The organism is Lysobacter sp. S4-A87 (assembly GCF_022637455.1).
Lineage (GTDB): Bacteria > Pseudomonadota > Gammaproteobacteria > Xanthomonadales > Xanthomonadaceae > Lysobacter_J.
This window is the reverse complement of record NZ_CP093341.1, coordinates 634105-648154: the sequence shown is the minus strand read 5'-3', so window position 1 is coordinate 648154 and position 14050 is coordinate 634105. Positions and strand designations below refer to the sequence as shown.

Sequence of the window (14050 nt, the reverse complement as noted above, 5' to 3'; positions counted from 1 at the left end):
GAAGGTGCGAATGGGGGATGGAAGCGCGGCATGGGGCCCGAGATTCGCGAGCGAATCTTGGGGGTTTGCGGGCGCAGCCCGGAAACTATGCGTTCTTGTTGTGCCCGCGCATCACGCGCTGCTTCTCGCGCTGCCAGTCCTGTTCCTTGCTGGCCTGGCGCTTGTCGTGGGCCTGCTTGCCCTTGGCCAGGACGATCTCGCACTTGACCTTGTTGCCCTTCCAGTACAGCGCGGTCGGCACGACGGTATAGCCGTCGCGCTGGATGCGGCCGATCAGGTTGTCGATCTCGTGGCGGTGCATCAGCAGCTTGCGGGTGCGGCGCTCCTCGGGCACGACATGGGTCGAGGCCGAGATCAGCGGGGTGATCTGCACGCCGTGCAGGAACATCTCGCCGTTACGCACCACCGCGTAGCCTTCGACGATGTTGGCGCGGCCGGCACGGATCGCCTTCAGTTCCCAGCCCTGCAGGGACAGCCCGGCCTCGAACTTCTGCTCGAGCAGGTAATCGTGGCGGGCGCGCTTGTTAAGCGCGATGGTGCCGCCGGCGCCGCCCTTTCCCTTATCCTTGCCGGTCTTGTTGTTGGAATTCTTGGACATCGCACCATTGTCCCCGAAGCGGGGCCTGGGCGATACCAGGCCCAAAGCCAGGCGCCAGCCCAGACCATGCAGACCATCCGCCGTACCGCCCTCGTCGAACACTCCGCCGCGCGCATGTTTGCGCTGGTCAACGATGTGGCCGCCTATCCGCGCCGGTTCGACTGGTGCGAGGCGGCGCAGGTGCTGGAGGAAGGTGACAGTCGCAAGGTCGCACGCCTGGACATCGGATTTGGCGCGCTGCGCACGTGGTTCACCACCGAGAACACGATGTCTCCGCCGCACCACATCGAGCTCAAGCTGGTCGATGGCCCGTTCCGCAGCCTGGGCGGGCGCTGGGAGTTCCATGCCCTGGACGAGTCGGCCTGCAAGGTCACCCTGACGCTGACGTTCGAGCCCAAGGTGAAACTGCTGGGGCCGGCGATGGCGATCGGGTTCCAGGGCCTGGCCGACCGCATGGTCGACGACTTCATCAAGGTGGCCGACCGCGGCGAAGAGGCGCGCGAGGGGGCATGAAGGTCGAGGTCGTCCGCGCCTGGCCGCACCGTTTCGAGGCCATCGACCTGGAATTGCCCGAAGGTGCCAGCGTGGCCGATGCCCTCAAGGCTGCCGGTCTGGACGCGGATGCGGAAACCACCGGCTACGCCGTATACGGCGTGCGCGCGGATCCTGGCACGAGGCTGCGGGACGGCGACCGGCTGGAGCTGCTCAGGCCGCTGCAGGCGGACCCGAAAGAGTCACGCCGCCGGCGCGCGCAGCAGGCGCCGCGCAAGTAGCCGGGATGGCATGACGGGGCAGGGGAGCAGCGCGGGTGCCGCGCTGCGACCGGACTCAGCGCCCGCGGCGCTTGTCCTTTTCCTTGGGCAGGTTGCGGCCGAACTGCTTCTGCGCCGACTTGGCCAGGTCTTCGTCCTGTTCGGGGAAGTAGTCGCCTTCCCACTTCGCCAGAGTGTCGCCTTCAAACCACAGGGTGAGGTTCTTGATCTCGGTGTGGCCGACACGGTCGGTGCGCTGGCTCGAGGTGTAGTCCCAGCGGCTGTGGTGGAACGGGTCCTCGATCGACGGCGAGCCCAGCAGCAGGGACACCTGTTGCTTGCTCATGCCGGCCTGCAACTGGTCGACATTGGCCTTTTCCAGCAGGTTGCCCTGGTAGATCGGCTGCTTGTAGAGGATGCCGCACCCGCCGGTGACCATGGCGATGGAAAGGACCAGAAGGAGCTTGTGCATCGTGTGCTTCGGCATCGGTGTCTGCGACAGGCGGATAACGCGGCGATGATACACTGAAGCCCGCATCCACCAAGCGCGGACGCAGGCGGCAGTGGCCCGGTCGCGTTCATCGGGCGTTCCGGCGCCTGGTCCCAGGCGCCACTGCCCCAGCCACAGCCACAGCCACCGCGCCCGTCCGGCAGCGTTCGACCCGAGGAACCCAGATGGAATCGCAAGACCTGCGCAATGCCGGATTGAAGGTCACCCACCCGCGCCTGCGGATCCTGGAGCTGCTGGAGCAGTCCAAGCCCCGCCACATGACGGCCGAAGACATCTATCGCCACCTGCTCGAGCACGGCGAGGACATCGGCCTGGCCACGGTCTACCGCGTCCTGACCCAGTTCGAGGCGGCCGGTCTGGTGCTCAAGCACAACTTCGAGGCCGGGCAGTCGGTGTACGAACTCGACCGCGGCCATCACCACGACCACATGGTCGACGTCGATACCGGCAAGATCACCGAGTTCGAAAGCCCGGAGATCGAGGAACTGCAGCGCAAGATCGCTGCCAAGCACGGCTACGAGATCGAAGAGCATTCGCTAGTGCTATACGTGCGCAAGAAGCGCTGAGCAGTATCCGGGCCAGGGCAGGTCCGAAGGCAGGTACCGCCGCCGAAGCGCGGCTGATCCACAAGGACGCGGACAAAACCACGGATGATCGACATGCTTAACCAGTTGCTCTGGGCATTGCTGTTGACCGCCATCACCGTTGTGATGCACAGCGGCTACAGTGCCATCACCATCAAACAGCTCGCGAAGATGGAGCGCCCGCGCGAAGGCCGGATGCTGCACTTCTACCTGGTCCGGGTCGTCATCGAGTTGATGCTGCTGCACAGCTCCGAGACCGTCGTCTGGGCATGGTTCTACGAGTGGAAGAACGCCGAGTGGGACTGGAACACCTCGCTGTACTTCTCGGTGGTCAGCTATGCCACGCTCGGGTACGGCGATGTCCTGCTGCCACCGGAGTGGCGCCTGGTCGGGGCGCTGCAGAGCCTGGTCGGCGTGCTGCTGGCGGGCTGGTCGGTAGCGCTGCTGGTGGCGGTGCTGCAGTCGACATTGCGCAAGAAGGTATCCGAATCCGGCATCCCCACGCAGTAGCCGCGTAGCCCGGGTAAGCGAAGCGCAGCCGGGTTTGCAGACGCGAGTCCCGGGTGCGCTTCGCTTACCCGGGCTACGTTCGCTATACGTCGGCCAGCAGTCGCTTGGCCGCGGCCCGCGCCTCGCGGGTGAGCTCGACGCCGCCGAGCATGCGCGCCAGTTCTTCCTCGCGCTGCTTGGCGTTGAGCAACTGCACCGCGCTCTGGGTGACGCCTTCGCTGGCCGCCTTGCTGACGCGGTAATGGGCATGGCCCTGCGCGGCGACCTGCGGCAGGTGGGTCACGCACAGCACCTGGCGGCTGGCCCCCAGGGCTCGCAGCTTCTGTCCGACGATCTCGGCCACGGCGCCACCGATGCCGGTGTCGACCTCGTCGAAGACCATCGTCGGCACGGCGTCCAGTCCGAGTGCGGCGACCTCGATCGCCAGCGAGATTCGCGACAGTTCGCCGCCGGAGGCAACCTTGCGCAGTGCCCGCGCCGGCTGGCCCGGGTTGGCGGCGACCAGGAACTCCACGCGCTCACCGCCCTGCGGATCGGGCCGGTCCGACTCGACCGGTTCGATCTGGATGTCGAAGCGGCCGCCGCCCATGCCCAGTTCGGAAATCAGCGCGGTGGTGCTGGCCGACAGGTTTGCAGCCGCATCACGGCGCAGGCGGCCGAGGACATCCGCGGCCTGGCGCCAGTCGCGGCGTGCGGTTTCAATCTCGGTGTCGAGGCGTGCCAGGCGCACGCCGGCGCCCTGCAGGGATTCCAGTTCGACGGCGATTGCATCGCGCTGCGCGCCCAGCTGCTCGGGCGGAACCCGATGCTTGCGCGCCAGTTCGTGGATGCGGGTCAGGCGTTGCTCGATCACCTCCAGGGCGGACGGGTCGAGGTCGAGATCGCTGCGCACGCGGTCGAGCAGGGCCAGCGCCTCGTCGACCTGGATGGCGGCGGCATCGAGCATGGCATCGACATCGCCCAGTCGCGGTTCGTGTTCGAGCACGCGCTGAAGGTCGCTGCGCACTTGTTGCAGGCTGCGCGACAGCGACGGGCCTTCATCGCCGCCGAGGCGGGCGAAGGCACCTTCGCAGGCGGCGATCAGGTCGGCGGCATGGGACTGGCGGCGATGGTCTTCCTGCAGGCGGACGATGGCGTCTGCCTCCAGGTCTTCGCGGTCGAGCTCGCCATGCTGGTGTTCGAGCCAGCCGATGCGATCGGACACGTCGCCCTTGGCCGACAGTTCGTCGCGCTCTGCCAGCAACGCGCTCCAGCGTGCCGCTGCGGCTCCGACGGCGCCGAGTTCGGCCTGGGTGCGGCCAAAGGCATCGAGCAGGGCCAGCTGGCTCGGGCGTGACAGCAGCGCCTGGTGCTCGTGCTGGCCGTGGATTTCGACCAGCAGGGCGGACAGCTCGCTGAGCTGGCCCAGGGTGACCGGGCGGCCGTTGACCCAGGCGCGCGAGCCGCCATCGGCGCGGATGACGCGGCGGATCTGGCAGGGCGCGTCCTGGCAAGCGTCGTCCTCGTCGAGCTCGTTGTCACGCAGCCAGGCGTGGGCGAGGGGGACGTCATCGAGGCTGAAGCCGGCGACCAGTTCGGCGCGGTCGGCGCCATGGCGGACCACGCCGCTGTCGGCGCGCAGGCCCGAGATCAGGCCCAGCGCATCGACCAGCAACGACTTGCCGGCGCCGGTTTCGCCGGAGATGACGGTCAGGCCGGGGCCGAAGCCGAGCTCGGCTTCACTGACCACGGCGAACTGCTTGAGGGAGAGGTGGACGAGCATGGAGCGCGATTGTGCCTCGTGTGGGTTGCGGCGTGATAGCGGGGGAGCGTCTCGCAGGTTCAGACCGGGGGGCGCGTCCCGCAATGTCGGGCACCGAAAAGCCTTGCACCGGATCGGGCCGGGCCCTATCAATATCCCCGTCATGAACCGCAAACCTGCCGATCCCAGCCTCGACCCGCGTGCACGGCAGCTGTTGCGCACCCTGATCGGCCGCTATATCCACAGCGGCGAGCCGATCGGCTCGCAGACGCTGGCGCGCCATGCCGGCCTCGATGTGAGCGCGGCGACCATCCGCAATATCCTCGCCGACCTGGAGGACGCTGGCCTGCTCAGCGCGCCCCACAGCTCGGCCGGCCGGATCCCGACGGCGCAGGGCTATCGACTGTTCGTCGACTCGCTGCTGCAGGTCCGGCCGTTGCCGGACAGCGACCTGGCCCGCCTGCGCGGCGAACTCCCTGCCGGCTCCGGCACCCAGGCCCTGCTCGGCAGCGCCTCGGAGCTGCTGTCGGCGATGACCCATTTCGTCGGCGTGGTCAGCGTGCCGCGGCGCGAGCAGTTCGCGTTCCGCCGGATCGACTTCGTGCCCCTCGACGGCGCGCGGGTACTGGCGATCCTGGTGTTTGCCGACAATGAAGTGCAGAACCGCATCGTCCAGACCCGCCGGCCTTTCGACGCAGGCGAGCTAGAGCGCGTGGCCAATTACCTGAACGCCCACTTCGCCGGGCGCACGGTGGCCGATATCCGCGCGACCCTGCTGCGCGAGCTGCGCAGCGCCCAGACCGAGATGCAGTCGTTGCTGACGCAGTCGGTCGAGCTGGCCGAACAGGCCCTGGCCCCGGGCGGCGACGACATGGTCCTGGCCGGGCAGACGCGGCTGATGGGGGTGCAGGAGCTGGCCGACCTGGACCGCCTGCGCGATCTGTTCGACGCCTTCGCCCGCAAGCGCGAGATCCTGCAGTTGCTCGAACGCACGGTGCAGGCGCCGGGCGTGCGCATCTTCATTGGCGAGGAGACGGGCCTGGCCCCGCTTGAGGGGATGTCGCTGGTCACCGCGCCCTATGTGGCCGGCGGTGGCAGCGGCCAGGTGCTGGGGGTCCTGGGAGTCATAGGTCCCACCCGGATGGCCTACGAGCGGGTGATCCCAGTGGTGCAGGCCGCCGCCGACGCGCTCGGAGCGGCAATCCACTCCGAGTCGTAGCCCCACCGTAGCCCGGGTAAGCGAAGCGCACCCGGGGCCGGCGCGAACGATCCCGGGTGCGCTTCGCTTACCCGGGCTACGGTGGGTTCCCGGCCGTTGGCCGCCGCTGGCGGCTCTGCTCGTCTTGAAACCTCGCAGGGTGGCCCCATTGCCTCCCTGTCGCGCATTGAGCGCGGATTTCCGAATTGTTTGGCGCCCTTGGCGCAGGGATGGAGCACCGCATGACCCAGATCGACCCGCATGACACCCCCGACAACGACACTCTGGACCTCCCCAACGACGCCGACGGTGGCGGTTCGCTGGCGGCTCAGCTGGAGGCCGCCCGCGCCGAACTGGCGCAACTGCGCGAGGACTCGCTGCGCGAACGCGCCGAGCTCGAGAACCAGCGCAAGCGCATGGCCCGCGACATCGACATGGCACGCAAGTTCGCCAACGAGCGAGTGCTCGGCGACCTGCTGCCGGTGATCGACAGCCTCGAGGCCGGCCTCACCATCCAGGCCGACACGGCCCAGCACCTGCGCGAAGGCATGGAGCTGACCCTGCGCCAGCTGCTCAAGGTCGTCACCGACAACGGCCTGGTCGCGATCGATCCGGCCGGCAAGGCCTTCAACCCGGAGCACCACCAGGCGATGAGCATGGTCGAGAGCGCCGGGCATGCGCCGGGCGACGTGGTCCAGGTCTACCAGAAGGGCTGGCTGCTCAACGACCGCCTGCTGCGCCCTGCGCTGGTGGTGGTGGCCAAGCACGACTGAACGGTCGGGGCAGGGCGGTGCCTGGCGAGCGCCTGTCGCTTGAAGAGCCCGCCGCCGGCCCCCAGATAACGCACATCGGCGCCACCACTCGATTCGGCGCCACATCATTCAAGCATTAGCGAGGGAGCTACACACATGGGCAAGATCATCGGTATCGATCTGGGCACGACCAATTCGTGCGTCGCGATCATGGAAGGCGGCAAGGCCAAGGTCATCGAAAACGCCGAAGGCGACCGCACCACGCCTTCGATCGTGGCCTTCACCAAGGACGGCGAAGTCCTGGTCGGCGCCTCGGCCAAGCGCCAGGCCGTCACCAACCCCAAGAACACCTTTTTCGCGGTCAAGCGCCTGATCGGCCGCAAGTTCACCGACGCCGAAGTCCAGAAGGACCTCGACCTGGTGCCGTACTCGATCGCCGCGCACGAGAACGGCGACGCCTGGGTGGCCACGGCCGACGGCAAGAACATGGCACCGCAGCAGATCTCCGCTGAAGTGCTGGCGAAGATGAAGAAGACCGCCGAGGCCTACCTGGGCGAGACGGTCACCGAGGCCGTGATCACCGTGCCGGCCTACTTCAACGACAGCCAGCGCCAGGCGACCAAGGACGCCGGCAAGATCGCCGGCCTTGACGTCAAGCGCATCATCAACGAGCCGACCGCGGCCGCGCTGGCCTACGGCATGGACAAGAAGGGCGGCGACCGCAAGGTCGCGGTCTACGACCTCGGCGGCGGCACCTTCGACGTATCGATCATCGAGATCGCATCGGTCGACGGCGAGATGCAGGTCGAGGTGCTGGCCACCAACGGCGACACCTTCCTGGGCGGCGAAGACTTCGACAAGCGCGTCATCGACTATCTGGTCGAGGAGTTCCAGAAGGACCAGGGCATCGACCTGCGCAAGGATCCGCTGGCCCTGCAGCGCCTGAAGGACGCGGCCGAGCGCGCCAAGATCGAGCTGTCGAGCGCGCAGCAGACCGAGGTCAACCTGCCGTACGTCACCGCTGACGCCTCCGGCCCGAAGCACCTCAACATCAAGCTGACCCGCGCCAAGCTCGAAGCCCTGGTCGAAGACCTGGTCAAGCGCACCATCGAGCCGTGCCGCATCGCCCTGAACGACGCCGGCCTGCGTGCCAGCGAGATCAGCGAAGTGATCCTGGTCGGCGGCCAGACCCGAATGCCGAAGGTGCAGCAGGCCGTGGCCGAGTTCTTCGGCAAGGAGCCGCGCAAGGACGTCAATCCCGACGAGGCCGTGGCGGTTGGCGCCGCGATCCAGGGCGGCGTGCTGGCCGGCGACGTCAAGGACGTGCTGCTGCTCGACGTGACCCCGCTGTCGCTCGGCATCGAGACCCTGGGTGGCGTGTTCACCAAGATCATCGAGAAGAACACCACCATCCCGACCAAGGCCTCGCAGACCTTCAGCACCGCCGAGGACAACCAGTCCGCGGTGACCGTGCACGTACTGCAGGGCGAGCGCGAGCAGGCCCGCTACAACAAGTCGCTGGCCCGCTTCGACCTGACCGGCATCGAGGCCGCACCGCGCGGCATGCCGCAGGTGGAGGTGTCGTTCGACATCGACGCCAACGGCATCCTGCACGTGTCGGCCAAGGACAAGAAGACCAACAAGGAACAGAAGGTCGAGATCAAGGCAGGTTCCGGCCTGTCCGAGGACGAGATCGCCAAGATGGTCGCCGACGCTGAAGCCAACCGCGAGGAAGACCAGAAGTTCCACGAGCTGGTCCAGGCCCGCAACCATGCCGACGCGTTGATCCACAACGCACGCAGCGCGATCAAGGACAACGGCGACAAGGTCGCCGGCGACGTGATCGGCCGCACCGAAGGCGCGATTGCCGAGCTGGAGACGGCGATGAAGGGCGACGACAAGGGCCAGATCGAGGCCAAGTCGAAGGCGCTGGAAGAAGCGGCGCAGTCGCTGTTCGCCGCCGCCGCCGCGTCGTCGCAGCCGGGCCAGGATGCCGGTGCCGGCGCGCCCAAGTCCGATGACGTGGTGGACGCGGAGTTCACTGAAGTCAAGGACGACAAGAAGTAAGGCGGGAATAGGGAACGGGGGGCCGGAATGAGGACCGCGCAGCCAACGGCAGTGCGTCCGCAACCGGTTCCCCTTTCTTGTGTCCATGGTCGTGTGACCGTGGATTGCACGGTCCTTCGCTTTGACGATTTCCCCCTTACCGAGTTACCGAGTCAACCCCGGCAATGAGCAAGCGCGATTACTACGAAGTCCTGGGCGTGGCCCGTGACGCCAGCGACGAAGACCTGAAGAAGGCATACCGTCGCTGCGCGATGAAGCACCACCCTGACCGCAATCCGGGTGACGCCGCCGCCGAGGCGACGTTCAAGGAGTGCAAGGAAGCCTACGAGGTCCTGACCGACGGCAATCGCCGCCGCGCCTACGACCAGCACGGACACGCTGCGTTCGAGCATGGCATGGGCGGCGGTGGCGGCGGTGCCGGCTACGCCGACATGGGCGACATCTTCGGCGACATCTTCGGCAACATCTTTGGCGGAGGCGGCGGTGCGCGCGGCCCGCGTCGCGGCGCCGACATCGGCTACGTGATGGAGCTGTCGCTGGAAGAAGCGGTGGGTGGGATCGAGAAGACCATCGAAATCCCGACCCTCGACGAATGCGACACCTGCGACGGTACCGGTTCGGCCGACGGCAACCTCGAGACCTGCTCGACCTGCCAGGGCCGTGGCCAGGTGCGTTTCCAGCGCGGCATCTTCTCGATGCAGCAGGCCTGCCCGCACTGCGGCGGCCGCGGCAAGACCATCGCCAATCCGTGTGGCGACTGCAACGGCCAGGGGCGCGTGGAGCGCACCAAGACCCTGCAGGTCAAGATTCCCGCCGGCGTCGACAACGGCGACCGCATCCGCCTCACCGGCGAGGGCGAGGCCGGACCGGCCGGTTCGCCGCCGGGCGACCTCTACGTCGATGTGCGCGTGCGCGAGCACGAGATCTTCCAGCGCGACGGTGACGACCTGCACTGCGAAGTGCCGGTGCGGATCTCGCAGGCCGCGCTGGGCGACACCATCCGGGTGCCGACGCTGGATGGCGACGTCGAGCTGCGCATCCCGGCCGAGAGCCAGACCGGAAAGCTGTTCCGCCTGCGCGACAAGGGCGTCAAATCCGTGCGCAGCCGCGCCCCCGGCGACCTGTACTGCCGGATCGTGGTCGAGACCCCGGTCAACCTGACCCCCGAGCAGCGCGAGCTGCTGGAGAAGTTCGAAGCGACCTTTGTCGGGGAGGGAGCCCGCCGCCATTCACCGCGCGCGTCTACCTTTCTGGACGGAGTGAAAGGCTTCTGGGATCGAATGACGTCCTGAGGCAACGCCGCCGCCAGCTGATACACCCTGTCAGGAGCCAGCTTGCTGGCTCCTGATCTGTTTTCAGGGGGTGGTGCGCGGCCGGAGGAGCAGCCGGTCCCGCCAACGAAGCAAGTCATCGAACTCCGAAGCCAGTACCGGGTCGCTCCAGCATCGACGCGTAGCCGGTCCCAATGGCGGTTCGATCCGCGCCGCCGGCAGGATTGCCTCCAGCACGACGGCCATGGCGATGTCGGCGTAACCGAAGCGGCCCAGAAGGTGATCGCAACCCGACGCATGCAGGCCGGCACGCGTGCGCTCCAATGCAATACGCAGCGAACCAGGCACCAGCAGGTGCCGGTACTTGCGGTCGAGTCGACGCGCGGCGTCGCGGGCGATGAAGCGCAACGGCTGCCGCAGTGGCGGGGGCAGCACTGATGCGGATGCCTCGTCGAGCGCCTGCGGATCCGCCAGCACGCAACGCAGGACGCGGCTGCGCGCTTCGGCCAGCGCCGCCTCGCTGAGTTCGTTCCACGGTGCGATCGCGTCGAAGTCACCGAGCCTGTGGTCCCCGGCCGAAGCTGCGGCGAAGCGGGCGATGTCCCACGAGCCGCGTACCACTTCTGATCCAGCCAGTAGGGCCGGCACCGACACCGTCCCCGACCATTGCCGCATCCGCCAGCGCAGCCAAGGTTCGCTCAGCGTGGGCGTGTACTCGCGATACGCGAAGTCGACACCGCAGGCCTCCAGTGCCCAGCGCGCCTTCTGCGTCCACGGCGAGAAGGCTTCGCCTATCAGCAGTGGCGGGTGTGACGGCACGATCGTGCTCCGGCGTTGACGCGTCCCGCCGATTATCACCATTCGGGGTGTTCGCTTGTCCACGCGCCCGTGTTGCGATTAGCCTGCGCGGATGAATGATTCCAGCCATCCCGTCCGTGTCCTGATCCACGGCGTCACCGGCCGCATGGGCCAGGCCCTGTTGCGCCTTGCCGCCGAACGCGACGATGTCGTCGTGGTTGCCGCGGTTTCGCGCTCGCAGCCTGCGCAGCGTGTGGTCGATGGCGTGCCGCATTTCGCAGCAGCAGAGCTGTCGGGCGTACCGCCGTTCGATGTCGCCATCGACTTCAGCTTGCCGCAGGGTTTCGACGCGATCCTCGACTTGTGCACGCACCGCGGTGCGGCGCTGGTCTCGGGCACGACCGGACTGGAAGAAGGGCAGCGTCAGGCCCTGGACGCAGCAGCCGGGCGCATCGCGTTGCTGTGGGCGGCGAACTTCAGCCTTGGCGTGGCGGTGCTCAGTGAGCTGGTCGAACGCGCCGCTGCTGCGCTGCCGGGCTGGGATTGCGACATCGTCGAATCGCACCACGTGCACAAGATGGACGCGCCGTCCGGCACCGCCCTGGCATTGGGCGCATGCGCGGAGCAGGGCGGGGCGCAGCCGCGCTACGCATCGCTTCGCGCCGGCGACATCGTCGGTGAGCACCTGGTGCAATTCGCCGCACCCGGCGAGCGCATCGAGCTGGTGCACCGGGCGACCAACCGCGACATCTTTGCCCGCGGGGCGCTGCACGCCGCCGCCAGGCTCGCCGCCAGGGCGCCCGGCCACTACCGCCTGCGCGATTTGCTCTGAGCGGCCATTGGCGGCGCGAGGCGCGCCCAAGGGGCTGAAGCAGGGGCTGAAGCCCCGCCAGGAGGCCTCCCCGGGGCGACGCGAGCCTGATGAATCTCCAGCCGCCATTCATTCAAGGCTGGCATCCAGGGCCGCGGACCGCTAGAATTCCCGCTCGCCTGAACCCCTTCCGTCGGACCGGTCCCGCACCGCGTCCGCGCTTTGCTGCAGGCCGGTTTTTGCCAAGTCTGGCTGCCGGCATCTGCGCAGCGGTGGGGGTGTCAGCACCCCCCGGCAGCCAAGGCGATCCCCGTGACCCAACCCGCAATCCTCGCACTCGAAGACGGCACCATCTTCGAGGGCGTTTCCGTAGGCGCGCCTGGCCTTTCGGTCGGCGAAGTCGTGTTCAACACGGCCATCACCGGCTACCAGGAAATCCTCACCGACCCCTCGTACGCGCGCCAGATGGTGACGCTGACGTACCCGCACATCGGCAACACCGGCTGCACCGACCAGGACGACGAGGCCGCACAGGCCTGGGCCGCCGGCCTGATCGTGCGCGACGTGCCGCGTCGCCCGAGCAACTGGCGCAGCCAGGTGTCGCTGCCGGAGTGGCTGGCCAAGCGCGGCATCGTCGCCATCGCCGACATCGATACGCGCAAGCTGACCCGCATCCTGCGCGAAAAGGGTGCGCAGAACGGCGCGTTGATGGCGGGCGCGTCTCCTGGAGAGAAGCTCGATGTCGAGAAGGCCCTGGAAGCCGCACGCAAGTTCCCCGGCCTCAAGGGCATGGACCTTGCCAAGGAAGTGACCACGTCCAAGCGCTACGAGTGGACCGACGGCCAGCTCGACCTGGACCGCAACGAGTTCGTCAAGGCGCCGCCGCGTTTCCACGTCGTCGCCTATGACTACGGCGTCAAGCACAACATCCTGCGCATGCTCGCCGAGCGCGGCTGCCGCCTGACGGTGGTGCCGGCGCAGACGCCGGCCGCGGACGTGTTCGCGCTCAAGCCCGACGGTGTGTTCCTGTCCAACGGCCCGGGCGACCCGGAGCCGTGCGACTACGCGATCGAGGCGATCGGCGAATTCATCAAGGCAAGGATCCCGACCTTCGGCATCTGCCTGGGCCATCAGCTGCTGGCGCTGGCCAGTGGCGCCAAGACCATGAAGATGGGCACCGGCCACCACGGCGCCAACCATCCGGTGCAGGACCTCGACAGCGGCCGGGTGATGATCACCTCGCAGAACCACGGCTTCGCGGTCGATGAGCCGACGCTGCCGGGCAACGTGCGCGTGACTCACCGCTCGCTGTTCGACGGCACCAACCAGGGCATCGCCCTGACCGATGCCCCGGCCTTCAGTTTCCAGGGTCACCCGGAAGCCAGCCCTGGCCCGCACGACGTCGCCCCGCTGTTCGATCGCTTCGTGGCGATGATGGAGCAGGCCAAGTGATGCAGGCGCTGCGCCGCATGGCTGCGGTCGCACTGGTGCTGCTGCCCGTCGTGGCCGCCGCAGCCGTGCCGTCCGACAGCCAGGTGGTGCGGGTCCAGAAGTTGCTGGGGTTCGACGAAGCGTTCGCGCTGACCATGGACGAGAAGTTCGACCATTCGCCGGAGCTGTCCCACTACAGCAGCAGCGAGCGGACGTGCGTCAGCGGACTGGTCCGGCCGGCATTTGCCGGTGCGCTGAACAATGCCTTCCGCGACCTGTTCGGTGACGCCGCGGTGGTCGAGGACTGGGAGCGCTTCGCGCAGACGCCGGGCGGTGCGCGCTTCATGGAGTTCGTCCGAAGCGGTGTCGTCGCAACGGTGCGCAATCAACCGCGCCCGGAGCCGGAAGCGTTCATGGACGGGTTGACGCCCGGGCAGCTGGACGACGTGGCCAAGTTCATGTCCAGCCCGGCGGCGGCCGTGCTCAAGCGCGAGTTCCCGGAAGTGGACCTGCCGCAGGACCAGCAGGTAACGCTGGCGGCGCAGGTGCAGTCGCAGTGCGGCGTGGAGTTGCCCAAGGCGTGATGGGCGCCGTCGCCGCCAATAGCGGACGCCGCCGCTGGCGTCGCTGGTTTCTGGCGGTGGCGTTGCTGGGTGCGTATCCGGTGTTCGTGATGGTCGCCGTGTACGCGCAGTTCTTCGCGGCCGGCCTTCCCGGCGGTCGCAACGGCCCGGCCGATGCCTACCGGCACACGCTGGCCAGCGCGATCGTGGCCTACACGCTGTCGCCGCGCTGCGTCGACTGGGTGACGCAGGTGATGGAGCGGGACGGGCAGGGAAACGCCGCACGTGCGATGGATGCGCACAACAACCGGATCGGTGCGCGCATCGGCGCCACCGCCGGCAGCTGGAATTCGATGCAGCAGGCAGTGCTTGCTGCGGTTAACCGCGGAGCGATCGCAGCAAGGTCGCCCGAACAGATCACCTGGCTCGCGCCCCCCGCGTGGCAGGAACGACTTTACTGAGG

Annotated in this window: 16 protein-coding genes; 12 read left to right on the top strand and 4 right to left on the bottom strand. The window is 67.8% G+C overall.

The genetic code is table 11. From position 1 onward, the window contains the following. Positions 1-85 precede the first annotated feature (85 nt). Positions 86-598: an SsrA-binding protein SmpB gene (gene smpB, locus MNR01_RS02950; protein ID WP_241919496.1), complete on the bottom strand. Its 513-nt coding sequence runs from the start codon at positions 596-598 to the stop codon at positions 86-88. 66 nt (positions 599-664) lie between these two features. Here smpB and MNR01_RS02945 point away from each other — a divergent pair, with 66 nt between their 5' ends. After that, on the top strand, positions 665-1111 hold the full coding sequence (locus MNR01_RS02945; RefSeq protein ID WP_241919495.1) for a type II toxin-antitoxin system RatA family toxin: 447 nt from the start codon (positions 665-667) through the stop codon (positions 1109-1111). Beyond that, positions 1108-1371, top strand: coding sequence for an RnfH family protein (locus tag MNR01_RS02940; protein WP_241919494.1), 264 nt, complete (start codon positions 1108-1110; stop codon positions 1369-1371). Before MNR01_RS02945 ends, MNR01_RS02940 begins: the two co-directional genes overlap by 4 nt. A gap of 55 nt (positions 1372-1426) precedes the next feature. On the opposite strand, the gene bamE is transcribed toward MNR01_RS02940, so the two are convergent. Continuing rightward, entirely contained in the window at positions 1427-1822 is a 396-nt protein-coding gene (gene bamE, locus MNR01_RS02935; protein WP_241919493.1) for an outer membrane protein assembly factor BamE, read from the bottom strand. 203 nt (positions 1823-2025) lie between these two features. On the opposite strand from bamE, the gene fur reads away from it, so the two are divergent. Together fur and MNR01_RS02925 are read left to right on the top strand one after the other, a co-directional pair. After that, positions 2026-2427, top strand: a complete 402-nt coding sequence (gene fur, locus MNR01_RS02930; RefSeq protein WP_200605112.1) for a ferric iron uptake transcriptional regulator — start codon at positions 2026-2028, stop codon at positions 2425-2427. Between the two features lie 84 nt (positions 2428-2511). Beyond that, the gene (locus MNR01_RS02925) at positions 2512-2955 is read left to right on the top strand and encodes a potassium channel family protein (protein WP_241919492.1); all 444 of its coding nucleotides are present in this window, start codon (positions 2512-2514) and stop codon (positions 2953-2955) included. 82 nt (positions 2956-3037) lie between these two features. Here the strand turns inward: MNR01_RS02925 and recN are convergent, their stop codons facing one another. Further along, entirely contained in the window at positions 3038-4717 is a 1680-nt protein-coding gene (gene recN, locus MNR01_RS02920; protein ID WP_241919491.1) for a DNA repair protein RecN, read from the bottom strand. Positions 4718-4859: 142 nt separating this feature from the next. Here recN and hrcA point away from each other — a divergent pair, with 142 nt between their 5' ends. The 4 genes from hrcA to dnaJ all read left to right on the top strand — a co-directional run bounded on the left by hrcA (position 4860) and on the right by dnaJ (position 10005). Beyond that, a complete protein-coding gene (hrcA, locus tag MNR01_RS02915) occupies positions 4860-5915 on the top strand; it encodes a heat-inducible transcriptional repressor HrcA (RefSeq protein ID WP_241919490.1) in 1056 nt (351 codons plus the stop codon). 209 nt (positions 5916-6124) lie between these two features. After that, a complete protein-coding gene (grpE, locus tag MNR01_RS02910) occupies positions 6125-6667 on the top strand; it encodes a nucleotide exchange factor GrpE (protein WP_345779025.1) in 543 nt (180 codons plus the stop codon). Between the two features lie 135 nt (positions 6668-6802). Beyond that, the gene (gene dnaK / locus MNR01_RS02905; RefSeq protein WP_241919489.1) at positions 6803-8713 is read left to right on the top strand and encodes a molecular chaperone DnaK; all 1911 of its coding nucleotides are present in this window, start codon (positions 6803-6805) and stop codon (positions 8711-8713) included. Between the two features lie 164 nt (positions 8714-8877). Then, positions 8878-10005: a molecular chaperone DnaJ gene (gene dnaJ, locus MNR01_RS02900; RefSeq protein WP_241919488.1), complete on the top strand. Its 1128-nt coding sequence runs from the start codon at positions 8878-8880 to the stop codon at positions 10003-10005. Between the two features lie 63 nt (positions 10006-10068). Here dnaJ and MNR01_RS02895 read toward each other — a convergent pair whose 3' ends face one another. After that, positions 10069-10803 carry a glutathione S-transferase N-terminal domain-containing protein gene (locus tag MNR01_RS02895; protein WP_241919487.1) on the bottom strand — a complete coding sequence of 245 codons (735 nt, stop codon included), beginning with the start codon at positions 10801-10803 and terminating at the stop codon, positions 10069-10071. Between the two features lie 91 nt (positions 10804-10894). Here MNR01_RS02895 and dapB point away from each other — a divergent pair, with 91 nt between their 5' ends. From dapB to MNR01_RS02875, 4 genes are all read left to right on the top strand, one after another. Beyond that, positions 10895-11614, top strand: coding sequence for a 4-hydroxy-tetrahydrodipicolinate reductase (gene dapB / locus MNR01_RS02890; protein WP_241919486.1), 720 nt, complete (start codon positions 10895-10897; stop codon positions 11612-11614). A gap of 291 nt (positions 11615-11905) precedes the next feature. After that, positions 11906-13045: a glutamine-hydrolyzing carbamoyl-phosphate synthase small subunit gene (carA, locus tag MNR01_RS02885; RefSeq protein ID WP_241919485.1), complete on the top strand. Its 1140-nt coding sequence runs from the start codon at positions 11906-11908 to the stop codon at positions 13043-13045. Beyond that, positions 13045-13608, top strand: a complete 564-nt coding sequence (locus tag MNR01_RS02880; RefSeq protein WP_241919484.1) for a hypothetical protein — start codon at positions 13045-13047, stop codon at positions 13606-13608. Before carA ends, MNR01_RS02880 begins: the two co-directional genes overlap by 1 nt. Next, positions 13608-14048 carry a hypothetical protein gene (locus MNR01_RS02875; RefSeq protein ID WP_241920699.1) on the top strand — a complete coding sequence of 147 codons (441 nt, stop codon included), beginning with the start codon at positions 13608-13610 and terminating at the stop codon, positions 14046-14048. The genes MNR01_RS02880 and MNR01_RS02875 overlap by 1 nt, the downstream gene beginning before the upstream one ends. The last annotated feature ends 2 nt before the right edge of the window (positions 14049-14050 follow it).

Coding starts and splice junctions, on each gene's coding strand:
- smpB (WP_241919496.1), bottom strand. CDS start 598: ATGTCCAAGAATTCCAACAACAAGACCGGCAAGGATAAGGGAAAGGGC.
- MNR01_RS02945 (WP_241919495.1), top strand. CDS start 665: ATGCAGACCATCCGCCGTACCGCCCTCGTCGAACACTCCGCCGCGCGC.
- MNR01_RS02940 (WP_241919494.1), top strand. CDS start 1,108: ATGAAGGTCGAGGTCGTCCGCGCCTGGCCGCACCGTTTCGAGGCCATC.
- bamE (WP_241919493.1), bottom strand. CDS start 1,822: ATGCACAAGCTCCTTCTGGTCCTTTCCATCGCCATGGTCACCGGCGGG.
- fur (WP_200605112.1), top strand. CDS start 2,026: ATGGAATCGCAAGACCTGCGCAATGCCGGATTGAAGGTCACCCACCCG.
- MNR01_RS02925 (WP_241919492.1), top strand. CDS start 2,512: ATGATCGACATGCTTAACCAGTTGCTCTGGGCATTGCTGTTGACCGCC.
- recN (WP_241919491.1), bottom strand. CDS start 4,717: ATGCTCGTCCACCTCTCCCTCAAGCAGTTCGCCGTGGTCAGTGAAGCC.
- hrcA (WP_241919490.1), top strand. CDS start 4,860: ATGAACCGCAAACCTGCCGATCCCAGCCTCGACCCGCGTGCACGGCAG.
- grpE (WP_345779025.1), top strand. CDS start 6,125: ATGGAGCACCGCATGACCCAGATCGACCCGCATGACACCCCCGACAAC.
- dnaK (WP_241919489.1), top strand. CDS start 6,803: ATGGGCAAGATCATCGGTATCGATCTGGGCACGACCAATTCGTGCGTC.
- dnaJ (WP_241919488.1), top strand. CDS start 8,878: ATGAGCAAGCGCGATTACTACGAAGTCCTGGGCGTGGCCCGTGACGCC.
- dapB (WP_241919486.1), top strand. CDS start 10,895: ATGAATGATTCCAGCCATCCCGTCCGTGTCCTGATCCACGGCGTCACC.
- MNR01_RS02880 (WP_241919484.1), top strand. CDS start 13,045: ATGCAGGCGCTGCGCCGCATGGCTGCGGTCGCACTGGTGCTGCTGCCC.
- MNR01_RS02875 (WP_241920699.1), top strand. CDS start 13,608: ATGGGCGCCGTCGCCGCCAATAGCGGACGCCGCCGCTGGCGTCGCTGG.